19 protein-coding genes and 1 pseudogene are annotated in these 18,636 nt (G+C 65.0%); 14 read left to right on the top strand and 6 right to left on the bottom strand.

Annotation, left to right across the window (positions count from 1 at the left end; translation table 11 throughout):
* Positions 1 to 72 precede the first annotated feature (72 nt).
* Positions 73 to 2,691, top strand: a complete 2,619-nt coding sequence (locus AU465_RS19355) for an ATP-binding protein (RefSeq protein WP_246506258.1) — start codon at positions 73 to 75, stop codon at positions 2,689 to 2,691.
* A 166-nt stretch (positions 2,692 to 2,857) separates the two neighbouring features.
* On the opposite strand, the gene secA is transcribed toward AU465_RS19355, so the two are convergent.
* Entirely contained in the window at positions 2,858 to 5,590 is a 2,733-nt protein-coding gene (gene secA / locus AU465_RS19350; protein ID WP_192251337.1) for a preprotein translocase subunit SecA, read from the bottom strand.
* 264 nt (positions 5,591 to 5,854) lie between these two features.
* On the opposite strand from secA, the gene AU465_RS19345 reads away from it, so the two are divergent.
* Positions 5,855 to 6,772 (top strand): peptidylprolyl isomerase, encoded by a 918-nt coding sequence (locus tag AU465_RS19345; protein ID WP_192251322.1) that lies wholly within the window; start codon positions 5,855 to 5,857, stop codon positions 6,770 to 6,772.
* A 56-nt stretch (positions 6,773 to 6,828) separates the two neighbouring features.
* On the opposite strand, the gene AU465_RS19340 is transcribed toward AU465_RS19345, so the two are convergent.
* A complete protein-coding gene (locus AU465_RS19340) occupies positions 6,829 to 7,419 on the bottom strand; it encodes a TetR/AcrR family transcriptional regulator (RefSeq protein ID WP_192251319.1) in 591 nt (196 codons plus the stop codon).
* A 186-nt stretch (positions 7,420 to 7,605) separates the two neighbouring features.
* Here AU465_RS19340 and argJ point away from each other — a divergent pair, with 186 nt between their 5' ends.
* The 5 genes from argJ to AU465_RS19315 all read left to right on the top strand — a co-directional run bounded on the left by argJ (position 7,606) and on the right by AU465_RS19315 (position 10,842).
* Positions 7,606 to 8,847 (top strand): bifunctional glutamate N-acetyltransferase/amino-acid acetyltransferase ArgJ, encoded by a 1,242-nt coding sequence (gene argJ / locus AU465_RS19335; protein ID WP_192251316.1) that lies wholly within the window; start codon positions 7,606 to 7,608, stop codon positions 8,845 to 8,847.
* The gene (locus AU465_RS19330; RefSeq protein ID WP_192251313.1) at positions 8,847 to 9,626 is read left to right on the top strand and encodes a GNAT family N-acetyltransferase; all 780 of its coding nucleotides are present in this window, start codon (positions 8,847 to 8,849) and stop codon (positions 9,624 to 9,626) included. The genes argJ and AU465_RS19330 overlap by 1 nt, the downstream gene beginning before the upstream one ends.
* Entirely contained in the window at positions 9,623 to 10,045 is a 423-nt protein-coding gene (locus AU465_RS19325; RefSeq protein ID WP_127426148.1) for a (deoxy)nucleoside triphosphate pyrophosphohydrolase, read from the top strand. The genes AU465_RS19330 and AU465_RS19325 overlap by 4 nt, the downstream gene beginning before the upstream one ends.
* Positions 10,046 to 10,230: 185 nt before the next feature.
* Complete coding sequence (locus AU465_RS19320; protein ID WP_192251310.1) at positions 10,231 to 10,548, top strand: hypothetical protein; 318 nt, start codon at positions 10,231 to 10,233, stop codon at positions 10,546 to 10,548.
* Positions 10,549 to 10,659: 111 nt separating this feature from the next.
* The gene (locus tag AU465_RS19315; protein ID WP_192251307.1) at positions 10,660 to 10,842 is read left to right on the top strand and encodes a Flp family type IVb pilin; all 183 of its coding nucleotides are present in this window, start codon (positions 10,660 to 10,662) and stop codon (positions 10,840 to 10,842) included.
* A gap of 107 nt (positions 10,843 to 10,949) precedes the next feature.
* Here AU465_RS19315 and AU465_RS19310 read toward each other — a convergent pair whose 3' ends face one another.
* The gene (locus AU465_RS19310; protein WP_192251304.1) at positions 10,950 to 11,822 is read right to left on the bottom strand and encodes a methyltransferase domain-containing protein; all 873 of its coding nucleotides are present in this window, start codon (positions 11,820 to 11,822) and stop codon (positions 10,950 to 10,952) included.
* 64 nt (positions 11,823 to 11,886) lie between these two features.
* Between AU465_RS19310 and AU465_RS19305 the strand changes: the two are divergent.
* The 4 genes and pseudogenes from AU465_RS19305 (at position 11,887) to AU465_RS19290 (ending at position 14,318) form a co-directional block, all read left to right on the top strand.
* Positions 11,887 to 12,686: pseudogene (locus AU465_RS19305) on the top strand (ComF family protein).
* A gap of 71 nt (positions 12,687 to 12,757) precedes the next feature.
* Positions 12,758 to 13,027, top strand: a complete 270-nt coding sequence (gene grxC / locus AU465_RS19300) for a glutaredoxin 3 (RefSeq protein WP_192251301.1) — start codon at positions 12,758 to 12,760, stop codon at positions 13,025 to 13,027.
* 2 nt (positions 13,028 to 13,029) lie between these two features.
* Positions 13,030 to 13,896, top strand: coding sequence for a carbon-nitrogen hydrolase family protein (locus AU465_RS19295; protein WP_192251956.1), 867 nt, complete (start codon positions 13,030 to 13,032; stop codon positions 13,894 to 13,896).
* Positions 13,893 to 14,318, top strand: coding sequence for a DUF1178 family protein (locus AU465_RS19290; RefSeq protein WP_192251298.1), 426 nt, complete (start codon positions 13,893 to 13,895; stop codon positions 14,316 to 14,318). The genes AU465_RS19295 and AU465_RS19290 overlap by 4 nt, the downstream gene beginning before the upstream one ends.
* Before the next feature lie 126 nt (positions 14,319 to 14,444).
* Here the strand turns inward: AU465_RS19290 and AU465_RS19285 are convergent, their stop codons facing one another.
* Positions 14,445 to 14,930, bottom strand: coding sequence for a MarR family winged helix-turn-helix transcriptional regulator (locus AU465_RS19285; protein ID WP_192251295.1), 486 nt, complete (start codon positions 14,928 to 14,930; stop codon positions 14,445 to 14,447).
* 102 nt (positions 14,931 to 15,032) lie between these two features.
* On the opposite strand from AU465_RS19285, the gene AU465_RS19280 reads away from it, so the two are divergent.
* Both AU465_RS19280 and AU465_RS19275 read left to right on the top strand, forming a co-directional pair.
* Positions 15,033 to 15,947 (top strand): DMT family transporter, encoded by a 915-nt coding sequence (locus AU465_RS19280; protein ID WP_192251292.1) that lies wholly within the window; start codon positions 15,033 to 15,035, stop codon positions 15,945 to 15,947.
* A 206-nt stretch (positions 15,948 to 16,153) separates the two neighbouring features.
* Positions 16,154 to 16,609 (top strand): flavin reductase family protein, encoded by a 456-nt coding sequence (locus AU465_RS19275; RefSeq protein WP_192251288.1) that lies wholly within the window; start codon positions 16,154 to 16,156, stop codon positions 16,607 to 16,609.
* A 31-nt stretch (positions 16,610 to 16,640) separates the two neighbouring features.
* Here the strand turns inward: AU465_RS19275 and ubiG are convergent, their stop codons facing one another.
* Complete coding sequence (ubiG, locus tag AU465_RS19270; protein ID WP_192251286.1) at positions 16,641 to 17,390, bottom strand: bifunctional 2-polyprenyl-6-hydroxyphenol methylase/3-demethylubiquinol 3-O-methyltransferase UbiG; 750 nt, start codon at positions 17,388 to 17,390, stop codon at positions 16,641 to 16,643.
* A gap of 230 nt (positions 17,391 to 17,620) precedes the next feature.
* On the opposite strand from ubiG, the gene AU465_RS19265 reads away from it, so the two are divergent.
* Positions 17,621 to 18,172, top strand: coding sequence for a putative glycolipid-binding domain-containing protein (locus tag AU465_RS19265; RefSeq protein WP_192251283.1), 552 nt, complete (start codon positions 17,621 to 17,623; stop codon positions 18,170 to 18,172).
* Between the two features lie 30 nt (positions 18,173 to 18,202).
* Here AU465_RS19265 and AU465_RS19260 read toward each other — a convergent pair whose 3' ends face one another.
* Positions 18,203 to 18,502, bottom strand: a complete 300-nt coding sequence (locus AU465_RS19260) for an antibiotic biosynthesis monooxygenase family protein (protein ID WP_192251268.1) — start codon at positions 18,500 to 18,502, stop codon at positions 18,203 to 18,205.
* Positions 18,503 to 18,636 lie beyond the last annotated feature (134 nt).

Below are 18,636 nucleotides of genomic sequence, written 5' to 3'. Positions count from 1 at the left end.
GAGAGGCACCTCAATGTGTGGAAGGTCACATTGTCGAGTCCCTATCCCGTACTATCGCGGCGGCAAGCCGCCATGGCAAAATTCCGACTGGTGAGAGAGTTGACGATGCTTCTGGAACGGCAGACGCAGCTGCGGCAATTGGAGGCCCTGCTGGCGGACGCGGCACAAGGCCGTGGCCGCGTCGCGGCGCTGGCGGGTGAGGCCGGTGCCGGCAAGACGACGCTGGCCGAGGCTTTCATGAGTCATGTGGGGCAAGGGGTGACGTTGCTGCGCAGCGCCTGCGAGGACCTGTCGATCCCCGACCCGCTGGGGCCGCTCTACGACCTCGCCCGCGAGGCGCAATGGGAACTGCCGCGCGCGATCGATGACCGGCAGGGGCAGAAGCTGCCGCTGTTTTCCGACGCGCTCGACATCTTCGAGGCGAAAGGCCCGAGCCTGCTCGTCATCGAGGATCTGCATTGGGCGGATGACGCGACGCTCGATTTCGTCCGCTTCCTCGGCCGGCGCATTGCAAACTCCCACATCCTGCTTCTGATCACGGCGCGCACCGATCGCAGCGAGGGACAGATGCGCGTGCGCCGCGCGCTTGGCGAGATCCCGACCGGCAATGTCGTGCGTATCGAGGTGCCGCTGCTCAGCGAGGCCGCGGTGCTGTCGCTAGCGGAGCTGGCCGACCGCGACGGCGGCGCCATCTACCGGGCCACCGCCGGGAATGCCTTCTTCGTCACGGAACTGCTCACCGCCGAAAGCGACACCGCGCTGCCGGCGAGTGTTCGCGACGCGGTGCTGGCGCGGGCAGAGCGGCTGTCACCCGGCGCCCGCTCGATGCTCGACGCGGTGTCGGTGTTTCCGCGCCGCGCCGACGGCTGGGCGCTGCAGGGCCTTTGCGGGATCGCCGCCGCCGGTCAGCTCGCCGAATGCGTCAGCCAAGGCCTGCTCGAGGATTTCGGCGACGGCTACGCCTTCCGGCACGAGATCGCCCGCCGCGCCATCGAGATGGCGCTGACGCCGAGCCGGCGGCGAGAGTACAACCAGCGCGCGCTCGCAGCGCTGCAGGAGAACCCGGATGTGGCTACCGCGAGGCTGGTGCATCATGCGGTGGAGGCGCAGAACCTGGAGGCCGTGCGCGCGCTTGCGCCGCTTGCCGCGCGCGAGGCCTCGCGCGTCGGCGCGCATCGCGATGCCGCCGGCCATTACGAGGTCGCCTTGCGCTATTCTGACGCCCTGCCGATGGAAGGCCAGGCGGCGCTGCACGAAGGCCATGCCTTCGAATGCCATTTGATCGGCCGCATCGACGCGGCCATGGAGGCGCAGGGCGAGGCGCGCCGGCTGTGGCAGGCGCTTGGCGACAGGCTGAAGGAAGGCGACAGCCTCAGATGCCTGTCGCGCTTCGCCTATCTCGTCGGCGACCGCGCGGCGGCGGACCGGTTCGGCGTGCAGGCCGTCGAGCTTCTGGAAACGGCGCCCGACAGCGCCGAGCTTGCCATGGCCTACTCGAACCTGTCCCAGCTGGCGATGCTGGCCGAAAGGCTCGACGAGACGCTTTCGCTTGGAGCCAAGGCCGTCGGGCTGGCGGAGCGGCTGAACCGGCCGGACATCCTCTGCCACGCGCTCAACAATGTCGGCGCCGCCGGACAATGGCTGGATTTCGCCAAAGGGCGACGCGATCTCGCCCGCAGCCTTGGAATCGCCCTTGCGGGGAATTTCCAGGAGCATGCGGCGCGCGCATTCACCAATTGCGCCTGCGTCGAGATGAACAGGCTCAACCTCAACGAGGCGGAAGCCTTCCTCGACCGCGGCATCGCCTATTGCGTCGAGAACGATCTGGCGACCTGGCGCGACTACATGCGCGGCGTGCAGGCACAGTTGCTGCTGCGGCGCGGCCTGTGGAACGAGGCGGCGACGATAGCGCATGATGTCGTTGACGACGAGGCGACGACCGCGCTGGTGCGCTACCCCTCGCTGGTGGCGTTGGCGAGACTGCGCATCAGGCGCGGCGATCCATCAGCCGGGCCGGTGCTGGACGAGATGAAGCGGTTCCTGGATAAAGGCATGGAGCTGCAGCGGCTGGCGCCTTACGCGGCGGTGATGGCGGAGCTCGCATGGCTAGGACAGGGCGACAGAGCCGAGGCGCTACGCCTTATCGATCTTGCCGAAAGCCGGTCGCCGACGCGCGCCGTGGTTGGCGAGCTGGCAACCTGGCGCCAATTTCTGTCGCCTGACAGCGATCCCGGCGAGATCGACGGCATGGCCGAGCCGCATCGCCTTTTGCTTGCCGGCGACTGGCGGGGTGCCGCGGCGTTCTGGGCCAGGATAGACGCCCCCTTCGAGCGCGCGCTCGCCTTGCTGCAGGGCGACGAGGCGGCGCAGCGCGAGGCGCTCGACATTTTCGAAGGGCTTGGCGCAAGGCCGGTAGCGCAGCATGTGCGCGGCCTGATGCGGCAGAGCGGCGTCAGCCATATCGCGCGGGGGCCAAGGCAGGCAACGCGCACCAACCTCGCCGGCCTGACCCAGCGCCAGATGGAAGTGCTGCAGCTGATCGAGCGCGGCTTCTCCAACAAGAAGATCGCCGCGCACCTGACCATCTCGCCGAAGACGGTCGATCACCATGTCTCGGCGGTGCTGGAGAAACTGGAAGCCGTCTCGCGCGGCGAGGCGACGGCCGCGGCGCGGGCGTCGGGGTTGTTGTAAACACCGGTTCCTGGGTGAGAAGAGGCATCGCCGGTGTCGGCGCTGCCCCTCACCCGGCCCTTCGCTATCGCTCCGGGCGTTCGTCGTTCGAAAAGCCAAGCAATTGGCTTTTCGTCCGCTGCGCGGACCACGTCACCCCCGTAAAACGGGGAGAAGGGAAAAGGGATCAGGCGAATGCTCCGTGGCAGTGCTTGTATTTCTTGCCGGAGCCGCAGGGGCAGGCCTCGTTGCGGCCGACCTTGCCCCAGGTTGCCGGGTTCTTCGGGTCGCGATTTTCCGGCGCGACGATGGCATTGGATTCCTGGCGAACCAGCAACGCCGTCTCGCCGCCCTCGAAATCGTTCTCGCCGGTGGTGCCGTCGATGTGGCTGCCGAACATGTCCGGCGCTTCGGGCGGCGGCGCTTCGGCAGCCTGGCGGACCAGCTCGACGCGCATCAGCTGCGCGGTGACGGCCTGGCGCAGATTGCCGAGCATGCCTTGGAACAGCTCGAAGGCCTCGCCCTTGTATTCTTGCAGCGGATCGCGCTGGGCATAGCCGCGGAAGCCGACGACCGAGCGCAGGTGGTCGAGGTTGACGATGTGCTCGCGCCACAGATGATCGAGCGTCTGCAGCACCACCGAACGCTCGACATAGCTCATCACGTCGGGGCCGAAACGCTCGGCGCGTTCCTTCGCCGCGGCCTCGGCAGCGGCCGAGATGCGCTCGCGGATGTCGTCCTCGGCGATGCCCTCTTCCTTGACCCACTCCTCGATCGGCAGGTCGAGATTGAGGTACTGCGCCACTTCCTCCTTCAGGCCGGCCACGTTCCATTGCTCGGCATAGGCGTTTTCGGGGATGTTCTTGGTGACGATTTCCTCGATGACGCCCTCGCGCATCTCGGCGATCGTTTCCGATAGGCCCTCGCCGTCCATCAGCTCGATGCGCTGTTCGAACACCACCTTGCGCTGGTCGTTCGAGACGTCGTCATATTTCAAGAGGTTCTTGCGGATGTCGAAGTTGCGCGCCTCGACCTTCTTCTGCGCCTTTTCCAGCGCCTTGTTGATCCACGGGTGGATGATCGCCTCGTCTTCCTTCAGGCCGAGCTTCTGCAGCATGCCGTCCATGCGCTCGGAACCGAAGATGCGCATCAGATCGTCCTGCAGCGACAGGAAGAATTTCGAGCGGCCGGGGTCGCCCTGTCTTCCCGAACGACCTCTAAGCTGGTTGTCGATGCGGCGCGATTCATGGCGCTCGGTGGCGAGCACGTAGAGGCCGCCGGCGCCGAGAGCCTTCTCTTTCAGGCGGGCGACGTCGTCGCGGATTTCCTTTTCCCTGGCCTCGCGCTCGGGCCCTTCAGGCATGTCGGCCAGCTCCTCGGCGATGCGCATGTCGGCATTGCCGCCGAGCTGGATGTCGGTGCCGCGGCCGGCCATGTTGGTGGCGATGGTGATGGCGCCGGGCTTGCCGGCCTGGGCGACGATGGAGGCCTCACGCTCGTGGTGGCGGGCGTTCAGCACCTCGAAATTCTTGAAGCCGTCCTTGCGTAGGCGTTCGGCCAGTTGCTCGGACTTCTCGATCGAGGTGGTGCCGACCAGGATCGGCTGGCCCTTGTCGCGCGCCTCCTTGATCTCCTTGACGATCGCCTTGTACTTCTCGTCGACGGTCCGGTAGACCTCGTCGTCCTCGTCCTTGCGGATGACGGGCAGGTTGGTCGGGATCTCGGTGACCTCGAGATTGTAGATGTTGGCGAATTCCTCGGCCTCGGTCAGCGCCGTGCCGGTCATGCCGGCGAGCTTCTTGTAGAGGCGGAAATAGTTCTGGAAGGTAACCGAGGCGAGCGTCTGGTTCTCCGGCTGGATCTGCACATGTTCCTTGGCCTCGAGCGCTTGGTGCAAGCCTTCCGAATAACGGCGGCCGGGCATCATGCGGCCGGTGAACTCGTCGATGATGACGATCTCGCCGTTGCGCACGATGTAGTCCCTGTCCTTCTGGAATAGGAGGTGCGCCTTCAGCGCGTTGTTGACGTGGTGGACGATGGCGACGTTCTCGACGTCGTAAAGCGACTCGCCCTTCAACAGGCCGGCATCGCGCAGCATGTTTTCCAGCTTTTCGGTGCCGTCCTCGGTGAAGATCGTAGTCTTCTGCTTCTCGTCGACCTCATAGTCGGCCGGGCCGAGCTTCAGCATGTAGGCGTCGATGGTGTTGTACATTTCCGAGCGGTCCTCGAGCGGACCGGAAATGATCAGCGGCGTGCGTGCTTCATCGACCAGGATGGAATCGACCTCGTCGACGATGGCGTAAGCATGGCCGCGCTGCACCATCTGCGAACGCTCGTATTTCATATTGTCGCGCAGATAGTCGAAGCCGAGCTCGTTGTTGGTGGCGTAGGTGACGTCGGCGGCGTAGGCGTCGCGGCGTTCGTCATCCGAAAGACCGTGGACGATGATGCCGACGGTCAGGCCAAGGAACTTGTAGACGCGGCCCATCCATTCGGCGTCGCGCTTGGCGAGATAGTCGTTGACGGTGACGACATGGACGCCCTTGCCGGCGAGCGCATTGAGATAGACCGGCAAGGTGGCGACCAGCGTCTTGCCCTCGCCGGTGCGCATCTCGGCGATGCCGCCATTGTGCAGCACCATGCCGCCGATCAACTGCACGTCAAAAGGACGCATGCCCAGAACGCGGCGGGCCGCCTCGCGCGCGGTGGCGAAGGCCGGTATCAGCAGGTCGTCGAGCGAAGCGCCGTTGGCGAGATCCTGGCGGAATTTTTCGGTGCGGCCGGCAAGCTCGGTATCCGAGAGCGCCCGCATCTCGTTTTCCATGGCGTTGATGGCCTCGACCCGTGGCCGGGTCGACTTGACTCGGCGGTCGTTGGAGGAGCCGAAAACCTTACGCGCGAGAGCGCCGAGACTGACCATCCAATGGCCCTTTCGATAGCAATTTTAGCCGTTTGCGACAGGCGCCTGGCGGGCCCATCAAATCCGCGTGAATGCGGACAAACGCAAAAAGCGCCCGGAAAACGGTTCTGGACGCCAAGTCGTTGGACAGATAAGAGGGGGCTCAACTGATGTCAACGCCGCGTTGACCCTATGGGCAGCGCCAAATTCCGCCACAATCGGACGGATTGGAACCCTTCCGCTCAAGCGATCCTTATTGGCAATCCCCCATTGGAGTTTATCTTGATGTCCTTGTCGTTCCGCCGCGCGTCGCTCGCCAGCCTTGGCCTGGCCTTCGGGCTCTCGGCTCTTTCGCTGTCGCCGCTAATGGCGCAGGAAACCAAGCCCGCCCAGCCGGACGCTGCGGCTCCCGCCACCGCTCCGGTCGATCCGAACGCCGTGGTCGCCACCATCAACGGCGAGAAGTTGACCGAGGCCGACCTTGCGCTGGCCGAAGGCGAGCTGTCGCAGCAATTCCAGCAACTGCCGCCGGAACAGCGCCGCGCCGCCGCCCTTTCGGCGGCCATCGAAATCCGCGTCATGGCCAAGAAGGCGGTCGACAGCGGTCTCGACAAGGATGCCGATTTCCAGCGCCGCATGGCGTTCCTGCAGCAGCGCGCCCTGCATGGCGAGGTGGTCGAGAAGGAGGTCGTCGACAAGGTGACGGATGCGGATGTCCGCGCCCGTTACGACCAGGAAATCGCCAACACGCCGCCGGTCAATGAGATCCATGCCCGTCACATCCTCGTGAAGACGAAGGAAGAGGCCGAGGCGATCATCAAGCAGCTCGATGGCGGTGCCGATTTCCAGAAGCTCGCCAACGAGCACACCAGCGACCCGAGCGGCAAGACCAGTGGCGGCGACCTGGGCTGGTTCGGCCCTGGCCAGATGGTGCCGGAGTTCGACAAGGCGGCGTTTGCCCTGGATGTCGGCAAATACTCGAAGGAGCCGGTGCAGTCGCAGTTCGGCTGGCATGTCATCAAGGTCGAGGACAAGCGCGCCAAGCAGCCGCCGGCCTTCGACGACGTCAAGGATCAGGCCAAGCAGGCGGTGATCCGCGACAAGTATTTCGCCATGGTCAAGGAATTGCGCGGTGCCGCCAAGGTCGAGATCCCGGACGCGAAGCTGAAAGCGGCGGTCGACACGCTGGAGAGCGGCAAGTAATTCCGCATCGGCTAGGAGCATTGCAGAGGGCGCCTTTCGGGCGCCCTTTTCGCGTTTCAGGCGGGCGCTATGCCGCGCACCACATAACGCACCGCGGTGCGGATCGTCGCCTCGTCTTCATCGAGGCGATTGGTCAAAAGATGCCTCCAGGCGTAGGAAGCGATCAGGTCGGCCACGATATCGGCGTCGACGTCCGCCGCCACCTCGCCGCGCGCCTTGGCGCGTTCGATCATCCCGCCGGTATGGGCGCGCCGGCCTTTTGTATAGTCGGCAAGCGCCACCGCCGCGGCCTGGTCGGATTGCGCTTCGGCGACCAGCGACCGGAAGACATTGCCGGACGAAGTGTCGCGCCAATGCGCGAACAGATTCACGAGGAAGCCGGCAAGATCCTCTTCGAGCTTGCCGGTATCGGGCACCGCGACACGCTTTTGCCGCTGATAGACCTCGATCAGCAGCGCCGCCTTGCTCGGCCACCAGCGATAGATGGTCGGTTTGCCGGCCCGCGCGCGCCGTGCGACGGCCTCGATCGAAAAGCCGGAATAGCCGGCCTCCGCCAGCACCGCTTCGGCGGCCTCGATGATGGCGTCGGCGCTTTCCGGGTTTCGCTTTGCGCCGATCGACTTGCGCCCCGGGGCGACTTCGCCCATTTCTGCGTCCTTAGTCGATGAATCTTCTGTCGATCATATTGGGTCCTGAGGCGAAACGAAACGGACCGTTTTAGGTTGTGGCGTCATCAACTGAGCCCGCGAACCGCGGCCAGAACGCCTCTTGCGCCAGCGCGTTCTATCGGGCAAACCGGCCTTCCTTTCGCGTTCTGCCGCTCCGGGGTCCCCATGTCCGCAACGATTTCGCCGCTCGCACCGAAGAAATACCCCAAGATGCCGGTCATCGAGGGCGTGCGCATCGCCACCGCCGAGGCCGGGATCAAATATCGGAATCGCACTGATCTGCTTGCCATGGTCTTCGATCCTGGAACGGCCGTCGCCGGCGTGTTCACCAAGTCGAAATGCCCCTCGGCGCCGGTCGATTACTGCCGCCAGAACCTGCCCGCCGGCAAGGCGCGCGTGCTGGTGGTCAATTCGGGCAATGCCAATGCCTTCACCGGCAAGAAGGGCAAGACTTCGACCGCGCTGACGGGCGAGGCGGCGGCGAAGGCCGCCGGATGCTCCGAGAGCGAGGTGTTCCTGGCCTCGACCGGCGTCATCGGCGAGCCGCTCGACACTAACAAATTCAGCCATCTGCTTGCCGGCCTGGTGAAGGAAGGCAAGCCGGACCTGTGGACCGAGGCGGCGAAGGCCATCATGACCACGGACACCTATCCGAAGGTGGCAACCCAGATGGTGAAGCTCGGCGATGCCGACGTGACCATCAACGGCATTGCCAAGGGCGCCGGCATGATCGCGCCCGATATGGCCACGATGCTCTCCTTCATCGCCACCGATGCGCCGATCGCGGCACCCGTGCTTCAGGACCTGTTGTCGCGCGGCACGGCCAAGACCTTCAATGCGGTCACCGTCGACAGCGACACCTCGACCAGCGACACGCTGCTCATCTTCGCCACCGGTAAGGCCACCGCGCGCGGCGCTCCGGCGATCAGCGATCCGAAGGATGCGCGGCTCGGCGCCTTCCGCCGCGCGTTGGGCAAGGTGCTGAAGTCGCTGGCGCTGCAAGTGGTGCGCGACGGCGAGGGCGCGCGCAAGCAGGTCGAGGTCACCGTCACGGGCGCCAAGTCCGCCCGCTCGGCCAAGCGCATCGCGCTTTCGATCGCCAATTCGCCGCTGGTCAAGACGGCGGTCGCCGGCGAGGACGCCAACTGGGGCCGCGTCGTCATGGCCGTCGGCAAGGCGGGCGAGCCGGCCGACCGCGACCGGCTGTCGATCTGGTTCGGCGACAATCGTCTGGCGCATGAGGGCGAACGCGATCCGGCTTACTCGGAAGAAGCGACCTCGGCTTATATGAAGCGGGACGACATCCGCATCCGCGCCGACATCGGAATCGGCCGCGGCAAGGCGACGGTGTGGACCTGCGACCTCACCAAGGAATATGTCGCCATCAATGGCGACTACCGGAGCTGATGGCGCCGGTGTCGAGACATCCGGCAAGCGTGCTCGCGATCGTGCGGCGCTACGAGGCGGCGGGCTTTCGCGCCTGGCCGGCGGCGGCCGTCCACTATGACGGGACGTGGGTGGTGCGGCTGACGGCAGGCCATCCGGCGAAGCGCCTGAATTCGGTCAATCCGCTCGATCCGGGCGACACCCAGCACATTGCCGAGCGCATCGTGCGCGCCAGCCGCCGCTTCGACGCCTATGGCAGGCCGCTGACCTTTCGCATGTCGCCGCTTTCGGGGCAGGTGCTGTCGAAGCATCTCGACGAGGCGGGCTGGAACCGGTTCGACGAGTCGCTGGTGATGCGGCTGCCGCTCAAGGAGGCTGAGCTCGACGCGGCTATGGACCAGATCCCGCTGAAGGACATCAGCCGGTTCATCGGCGCGGCGATCAGGACGAACGGCTCGGACGCCGCGCTGCGGCCCGGCCTGTCGGAGATCATCGGCGCCATCCAGCCGGAAGCCGGGCTGTTTGCGCTCGAAGACGGCAACGAGCCGCTGGCGACGCTGATCTGCGTCCATGACGGCGACCTCGCCGGACTGTTTGAGGTCGCCACCGAAAAATCGGCGCGCAACAAGGGCCATGGCCGCAACCTCATCCTGTCGGCGCTGAAATGGGCGCGGCTGCGCGGGGCGCGCGAAGTCTGGCTGCAGGTTGAGGCCGGCAATGCTGCGGCGCTATCGCTCTATCGGTCGCTCGGCTTCGAGGAAGTCTACCGCTACCATTATCGGCGGCCGCCTGGCGCATGAGCGGGATCAAGCCAGCCGGAAGGCGCCTGCTCCTCGTCGCGGCCTGCGCGCTGGTCGACGCCGATCGGCGTGTGCTTCTGGCGCAGCGCCCCGAAGGCAAGCAGCTCGCCGGCCTGTGGGAGTTTCCGGGCGGCAAGGTCGAGCCCGGCGAGACGCCCGAGGAATGCCTGGTGCGCGAGCTGCATGAGGAACTCGGCATCGAGACCGAGATCCCTTGCCTCGCGCCGCTCACCTTCGCCAGCCACAGCTATGACGATTTCCACCTGCTGATGCCGCTCTATGTCTGCCGGAAGTTCCGCGGCATCGCGCAGCCGAAGGAAGGGCAGGGGCTGAAATGGGTCAGGCCGCGCCAGATGCGCGACTATCCGATGCCGCCGGCGGACGCGCCGCTGATCCAGTTCCTCATCGATCTGTTGTGATCGTCAGGGTAGTTCAGCGTTTCCACCAGACGCTGACTGTTTTTACGCAATTCCGGACGGGATTTGCCTCAGCTGCCGTATGCCTCGTCTGTTTTAGGCAGCGTTAATGGAAGATTTATCTCGACGTGGAAGATTGAGGCAAAGTCGTCCGCGCGGCGGCATCCAGATTTGTTTGGAGCCAATCCATGAGCCTCGAGAGAGAGTGGGACTCGATCCGGCCCGACCGCACTTTCCGCGCCGCCGATGCCGGCATGGGTATTTTACGGATCGCCTTGCTTTTCGGGTCGGCCGCGGTGGCGCTGGCGCTGATCGCGACGCCTTTCCTGGACAGCCAGACGCGGCCGCAGGGCGCACATAACGGTCTGATCGGCGGTCTCGACATGACCAGCACGGGCTCGATCGGCCACCGGGACACCTACACGCTGCGGCGAAGCGTGCTGCAGCCGCTGCCGAGTTCCATCTGCGTGATCCGCAACGATGGCAGCCGCCACGGCGACTGCTAATTGGTTAATAAATTCCGCCAGAAACGGCTGTTTCACCCCCCGTTAAGCTTTTGCCGTTAACCTTTCTTAACGGGTAGGCCTTATGGTTCCCGGCAAGAGGGATCGACGACCATGAAAAACCTGCTGCAGCAATTCCTACAAGATGAAACGGGCGCCACGGCCATCGAATATGGCCTGATCGCTGCCGTGCTGTCGCTTGCAATCGTCGGCGGCGTCGGCAAGGCCGCCGATGCGATCCAGTGGCTGTTCTCCGACAACAACAGCAGACTTGCCAACGCCTTTGCCAAGCACTGACCGCGTATCAGAGCGGTCCAGCGTCGGCTATCTGTCTTGCGCAATTCCGAAAGGAAAACTGCTAAACGCTTTTCCTGGAATTGCCGTAGACCCCCGGCTCGGATCGGTTAATGCCCCGTCGGCTTCTCCAGGATCGTCTTCAGCGAGACCTTGGCTGAGCCGGGTTTGAGCGGCTTCTGCTGTGAGGCGTCGGGCGCCCAGCCGGACATCCACACGATCGAAAAGCTCGCCCGGATGCGGCCGTCCGGATCCGAGAACCGTTCGGCATAAATTTCGGCGGCACGGGCGAACAGCCGCCGGGTGGCCGGACGCCGGCTGCGGTCGAAAAGCGGGCTGGTCTCGCCCATGGCGCGCAGATCGGCGGCAAGGCCGAATAGCGAGGAGTAGCGCACCGTGACTGTTTCGACGTCGGCGACCGGCAGCGCCAGGCCGGCACGCTGCAGCAGCGCGCCGGCGTCGCGCACATCGGTGAATGGAAGGACGCGGGGGCTCGCGCCACCATGAAGCTCGGTCTCGGCGGCAAGCAGGCTTTCGCGCAGCTCCGCAAGCGTGCCGGCGCCGGCTAGAGCGCCGAGGAACAGCCCGTCGGGCTTCAGCGCGCGACGGATCTGCGCCAGCATGCCCGGGATGTCGTTCATCGCTTGCAACGACAGCAGCGAGACGACGAGATCGAGGCTTTCGGCTTCGAACGGCACGGTTTCCGCTGGGGCCAGCACGCCGGCTTCGCCGGCAAGGAAGGCGTCGTCCATCTCCACGCGAACAATCTCGGCCACCTTGCCGCTGCGGGCGAGCACTTGGGTTGCCGCCGCTGTCTGGCAAAACAGCGCCGCCGCCTCGCCGAATTTGCGCTCGACCGCGCCCAGCCTGTCGGCAAGGTCCTCCGCCGCCCGCCGCATCAGGAAATCGGCGCCATCGACGGGGTGCATGAGCGCCCGGCGCTTGTGCGCAAGCCAGAGCTCCGTGTCGATCAAGGGCTGCAATGGGCTATTCCTGTTGTCCGCGCATGCCGGACCGATGCTATGGTGGCGCGGGATTTTCCTTCACGTGGCCGATCCGGTGCACAAGATCAAGACCATTGCGATCAAGGACATGGCGCGGCAGGCGTTGGGCTGGCCGGCGCGCATGCTGTTTCCGCCGGTCTGCGCCGGCTGCCGGCGCCAAGTCTCGCAGCCCGGCGTGCTGTGCGGCGCCTGCTGGCCGAAGCTTCGATTGCTGGAGAAGCCCTGGTGCCCGGTGATGGGCACGCCTTTCATCCATGACATGGGCGAGGGCTTTCTCTCCGCCGAAGCGATCGCCGATCCGCCGCCTTTCGAACGGGCGCGGGCGGCGGTGGTCTATTCAGGCGTCGCGCGCCAGATGGTGCAGGGGCTGAAATATCAGGACCGCACGGATCTCGCGCCGTGGATGGCGCGCTGGATGATGCGCGCCGGCGCGGAACTGATCGCCGAGGCCGATGTTGTGGTGCCGGTGCCGCTGCACTGGCGCCGGTTCTTGCGCAGACAATTCAACCAGTCGGCCGAGCTGGCGCGGGCGGTATCGAAGCTCAGCGGCCTGCCCTTTTCGCCGACGGCGGTGAGACGCGTGAAGCTCACCCGCCAGCAGGTCGGGCTGGAACGGCACGAGCGCGAGGAGAATGTGCGCGCCGCTTTCCGCGTCCCGCCTGAGGCCGAGATCGAGATCGCCGGGCGCCGGGTGCTCGTCATCGACGATGTCTTCACCACTGGCGCCACCGTGCGCGCTGGGCCAAGGCGCTGAAGAAGGGCGGCGCCGGAGCGGTCGACGTGCTGACCTTCGCCCGCGTCCTGCCGGGGGACTTTCGGGCCGATGAGTCCGCGACTATATAGGGTTGTATTTTGGTGCATGTCATTGTTCCGCAACTTTTGGGAGCGGCATGCATTGGCAGGATGACTGATTAATGGTCGATGTGACGATCTACACCCGGATGATGTGCGGTTATTGCGCGGCCGCCAAGCGGCTGCTCGAGCGCAAGGGGGTGGCCTACACCGAGCACGACGCTTCCTTCTCGCCGGAATTGCGCCAGGAAATGATTTCCCGGGCGCATGGGCGCACCACCTTTCCGCAGATATTCATCGGCGACACGCATGTCGGCGGCTGCGACGACCTCCATGAACTGGAGTCTCAGGGCCGGCTGGACACACTGCTTGCCAACGGAGCGAGGGCTTGACCATGGGCGTTTTCAAGGGGGCGGCAGTGCAGATGCGTTCGGGGACCAGCCCGGAGCGCAACGCGGCCGACATGGAACGGCTGGTCCGTGAGGCGGCAAGCCAGGGTGCCACCTATGTCCAGACACCGGAAATGACCGGCGCGCTGATCCGCGACAAACAGGCAGTTGCTGCCGCCTTTACAACCGAGGATAAGGACGTCGTGGTTTCGACGGCGCGCAAGCTGGCGAAGGAACTCGGCATCTTCCTGCATGTCGGCTCGACGGCCATCCTGCGCGCCGACGGCAAGCTCGCCAATCGCGCGTTCCTGTTCGCGCCGGATGGCGCCTTGATCGCCAATTACGACAAGATCCACATGTTCGATGTCGACCTCGACAACGGCGAGAGCTGGCGCGAATCCGCCTCCTACGAGCCGGGTAAGGAGGCTGTCGTCACCACGATCGACGGCGCGAGGCTGGGCTTTGCCGTTTGCTACGACCTGCGCTTCCCGCAGCTGTTCCGCGCCGAGGCGCTGGCAGGGGCGGAGCTGCTTTCGATGCCCGCCGCCTTCACCCGCCAGACCGGCGAGGCGCACTGGCACGTGCTGCTCAGGGCGCGCGCGATCGAGAACGGCGCCTATGTCATTGCCGCAGCGCAAGGCGGCCTGCATGAGGACGGCCGCGAGACCTATGGCCATTCGCTGATCGTCGACCCGTGGGGCCGCATCATCGCCGAGGCCGCGCATGATGAACCAGGCGTGATCGTCGCCGAGATCGATCCGGCGCAGTCGCTTGCCGCGCGCCGGAAAATTCCCAATCTGAAGAACGCGCGGGATTTCACCGTCAATGCCGGCGAGGGCGAGGCGCCGCGCCTCAGGGGTGCAGCCTCTTGATCCGTTTTTCGCTTATTTGTGAGCACGAGCACGAGTTCGAAGCCTGGTTCCGCGGCAATGACGACTTCGATACCCAGAAGAAGCGCGGCTTCGTCGATTGCCCGACCTGCGGCTCGCACAAGGTCGAGAAGGCGCTGATGGCGCCGGCCGTCTCGACTTCCCGCAAGCAGGAAAAGATGGCGCTCGCCATGGGCGAGGCGCAGAAGCAGGCGCTGGCGCAGCTCAAGGCGCTGGCCGACAAGGTGCGCGAGAACGCCGATTATGTCGGCGACAAATTCGCCGAGGAAGCGCGCAAGATCCATTTCGGCGAGACCGATCCACGCGGCATCTATGGCGAGGCGACGCCGGAGGAGGCGCAAAGCCTCGCCGAGGACGGCGTCGAGTTCATGCCGATTCCAAGCTTGCCGGAGGATCGGAACTGAGTTCCGAATTGGCCTTGCGCAAACCGGTGGCGATCAATATGCCGGCTTGGCTTGTCAACCTGACCGTATCTTATCGGCGATGGCGGCATAGGCGCAGGTTCGCGCGCCACCAAACCGCTTGATTGGTTAACCCATACTCCCGATCAGTTTCGCGAGCAATTTTGCCAGCACTTCGCGATCCTCGGACGTCAGGCCGGCCAGAATTGTGTGCTCGTTGGCGACGTGGGCCGTAAGTGCCTCATCAACCAAGGCGAGGCCTCTTTCGGTCAGTTGCACCACAACCCCGCGCCGATCGCTCGGGTGCGGCCCGCGCCGGATCAGGCAGGCCTTTTGCAGTCGGTCGAGCCGGGCGGTCATGGCTCCGGATGTGACCATCGTCGCCTCGTAAAGCTCGGTCGGCGTCAGAGAGTAGGGAGCGCCGGAGCGGCGCAACGTCGCCAGCACGTCGAACTCGCCTTGCTGCAATGCGAAGCGGGCGAAGAGTGGCGCCAGCCGCTCTCGCGAGATCAGCGACGCGGCTTCGCTCAACCGTCCGATCACGGCCATCGGCGAGACGTCGAGATCCGGCCGTTCGCGCTTCCACTGCTCGATCGCTTTCGCCGCACGGTCCATGTGCCTCACCGCAAAGTATCTTGACATTAAGAATCTTTCCGCTATGTTACCTCAAGCCAGGGCGACCGCCAAGCTCGGCTTCGCAGCGATAGGATCATACGGATGAAATTTCTCTGGGATTCGGCACTCGGCCTTCTGATCGTCACCGGCGGCTTGCTCGGCATGACGCTGCCCTTCGGCAAGCTCGCGACCGCCGCCGGCGTGCCGGCCATGGTCTGGGCCTTCGTCATTTCGCTCGGCGCCGGCGCTGTGTTGCTGATCGCGCTTCTGCTGCTTGGCCAGCGCATCCGGCTGACGGCGCACAAGCTGCGCTATTTCTTCGTCACGGCGGCGGTGTCCTATGCCTTTCCCAATCTCTTGATGTTCTCGGCCATTCCGCATCTGGGCGCCGGATACACCGGCATCATGTTCACGCTGTCGCCGGTCATCACGCTTGTGTTCTCGATCCTACTCGGCGTGCGGCGGCCCAACCTGCTCGGCGTCATCGGCATCGCCGTCGGTTTTGTCGGTGCTGCGATGGTCGCGCTCACGCGCGGCGAGGCCGGCCAGCCCGCTGATTATTTCTGGGTGGCGATCGGGTTGCTGATCCCGGTCAGCCTCGCCGCCGGCAACATCTACCGGACCGTCGACTGGCCGGAGAGTACAGGTCCGATCGAGCTCGCCGTCGGCAGTCATCTGGCGTCGGCGACTTTGCTTCTCCTCGGCATCCTGACGCTGTTCGGCTGGCAAGCCTTTGCTCCGCTCGGCGGCGTGCCGCTGGTGGTCGCCGGACAGGTGGCGTCGGCTTCGGCGATGTTTGCCTTCTTCTTCCGGCTGCAGGCGGTCGGCGGTCCGGTCTATCTCAGCCAGATCGGCTATGTGGCGGCGGCCGTCGGGCTTTTTGCCGGCACGATCTTCCTCGGCGAGCACTATCAGCTGCTGACCTGGCTGGGTGCCGGCATCATCACCGCCGGCGTGTTCGTCACCACCAAGGCGCAGAGCCAGCCAAGCCTGAAGATGCAAAGCCAGGCAGCTTAATGTTCTAAAAGCGCGTCGCGCTGAATCGGCTGTCCTTTGTCGACTATGTCGAGGAATTCCCCTATTTCCGCGATACGGTGCTGCCTATCCTCGAAGAGAGGGGCATCGCGTCGCGCCGACCGCGATGCGGTCGGCGGCCTAGGCGAAAGGGGAGAAGCCTTGTCCGCGCCAGAAGGTCCGGTCAGTGTCGCAGACTTCCGCGCCGCATGCGGCTCATCGTCGGCAATGTCAGCGTGATCACCGCAGGCGTCGGCGACGACCGCTCCGGTCTCGTCGTCATTTCGATGGTGTCGCTTTCGGCGGAGCCGCCGAAGGTGATCGCCTGCGTCAACCGCTCTTCATCCACCTGGCCGATCATCGAGCGCTACCGGCATTTCGGCGTCAATTCGCTCGGTCCGCAGCACCAGCGCGTGGCTGAGCGGTTCTCCGGCTTCGGCGGCATCAAGGGCAAGGACCGCTACGAGGGCGCCGAATGGACGACTTTAAAAACGGGCGCATCATTGCTTGCCGATGCGGTAGCGGCCTTCGACTGCAGCCTGGACGAGATGATCGATCGCGGCACGCACTCGATCGTCATCGGCACCGTCGAGGCGGTCAGGACACAAGACGCCGGCCAGGCGCTGATCTACTGGCGGGGCGGCTATCGGCCGCTCGAAGCGTAAGACGAGCGGCTGGCTGTAAGGCTTCGGCCGGTCAGACCGAGGCTTTTTCGGCCAGCACCATGTAATTGACGTCCATGTCCCTGGACTTCTGCCAGCGGTCGGCCAGCGGATGATAGATGACGCCGGTGCGGTCGATGACCGTGAGCCCCGCTGCGCCGAGCGCCTTTGTCAGCTCTTCGGGCCGCACCAGCTTGCCGAACTGGTGGGTGCCGCGCGGCAGCCAGCGCAGCACGTATTCGGCGCCGATGATGGCAAGGCCAAGCGCCTTCAGTGTGCGGTTGATGGTGGCGACGAACATAATGCCGCCGGGCCGGACCATCTCACTGCATTTGGCGACGAACAGATCGACATCGGCGACATGCTCGACCACTTCCATGTTGAGGATGACGTCGAATGTCTCGCCGGCGTCGGCCAGCGCCTCGGCCGTGGTGGCGCGATAGTCGACACTGACGCCGGCCTCCGCCGCGTGCAGCTTGGCGACCTCGATGTTGGTGGCCGAGGCGTCGGCGCCGACCACCTCGGCGCCAAGCCGCGCCATCGGCTCGCACAAAAGCCCGCCGCCGCAGCCGATATCGAGGAAGCGCAGGCCCTCGAACGGCCTGGCCGCGCGCGGATCGCGGCCGAATCGCGCCGCCACCTGGTCGCGGATATAGGCAAGCCGCACGGGGTTGAACTTGTGCAGCGGCCGGAACTTGCCGTTCGGGTTCCACCATTCGGCGGCAAGGGCGGAGAAGCGCTCGACTTCTCCGGCATCGATGGTCGATCGGCGGGGCTCAGGCATAGGGCGGGTCTCCTCGAACGCTGGGAAGTCGGGGAACGCTAGGAAGTCGGGTCCACGGCGGAGAAAGTCAAGGCAGGTTTTTTCTGCTGCTGCCAGGGAGAAGATCAGCGGCGGCGCTTTGCCGATACCGCGCCCCAGGTTGTCAGCACCTGGCAGCTTGATACGTCCCGCGATGAAACAGGGCTGCTTCGCGAGCGAAGGAAGGACATCATTCTTCGAAGGAGCGAAACATGCAGGCCTCGATCCTTTGGCGTCGGCTCGACCAGGAAGGCCATGATGGCTGTCTGCTTGCCAAGGCGGGCGACGGCTGGAGCCTGAAAGGGCAGGCCGTATTCATGCAAGGAGGCGCGCCGTGCGGGCTTTCCTATGAGATCGACTGCGATGCCGGATGGGGGACCCGCGCCGCGCGCGTTGAAGGATTTCTTGGCGGCGACGCACTCCACTATCAGTTCGACAGACTTGATGACGGCGACTGGATGCTCAACGGCGAGAAGCAGGCACAGGTGATGGGCCTTATCGACCTGGACCTCGGTTTCACGCCCGCTTCGAATCTCCTGCCGATCCGACGCTTCGATCTTCGGCCTGGCATTGCGATGCCTGCCCCCGCGGCCTATCTGGCCTTTCCCGAACTGCGGCTCGAACGCCTCGACCAAATCTACCGCCGCCTCGACGACACCCGCTATGCCTATGCCGCGCCGAAATTCGGTTACGACGAGGTGTTGGAGGTCGCGCCGTCCGGCTTCGTTGTCGACTATCCGCGTCTTTGGAAAGCCATCGCCTGAATTGAGCGGCTCAGGTATCGGCCCGTCCGGCTAAGGCATCGACAGTGCAACAACGGCATGGCTCATGGCGACGCTGGCCAGCTCGATCGCCCGCATCGCCTCGCAATCGCCGATCTCGGCCATGATCCGCTGCGCCGCTGCCTGGGCCTGTTCGAGGCTCTGCCAGCGCACGAAGTCGATCCAGCTTCCATCCTCTCGCTTGCCGAGATGGCGGCTGAGAAAGCCGGGCTGGCGCGCGAGCCAGTCGGTGACGATGCCATTTTGGGCGACAAAATCGCCCGCAGCCTTCGGCTTGAGGCGGAAGCTGACGATCTCCAGCGTCTCGGTCATGAATTCCTCCATGCGGTGCGTTTCCCTCGACTTATCGCATTAAGGTCGCAGGAATCTGTCAGGAGACCGCGCACCCGGCCAGAGCCCCCTCATATGAGGCGAGTTGTGTCAACGGTAGCGGCGGCGAAATCACC

Source organism: Mesorhizobium silamurunense, from assembly GCF_014843905.1.
Classification (GTDB): domain Bacteria; phylum Pseudomonadota; class Alphaproteobacteria; order Rhizobiales; family Rhizobiaceae; genus Mesorhizobium; species Mesorhizobium silamurunense.
This window is presented reverse-complemented; position numbering and strand designations above follow the sequence as displayed.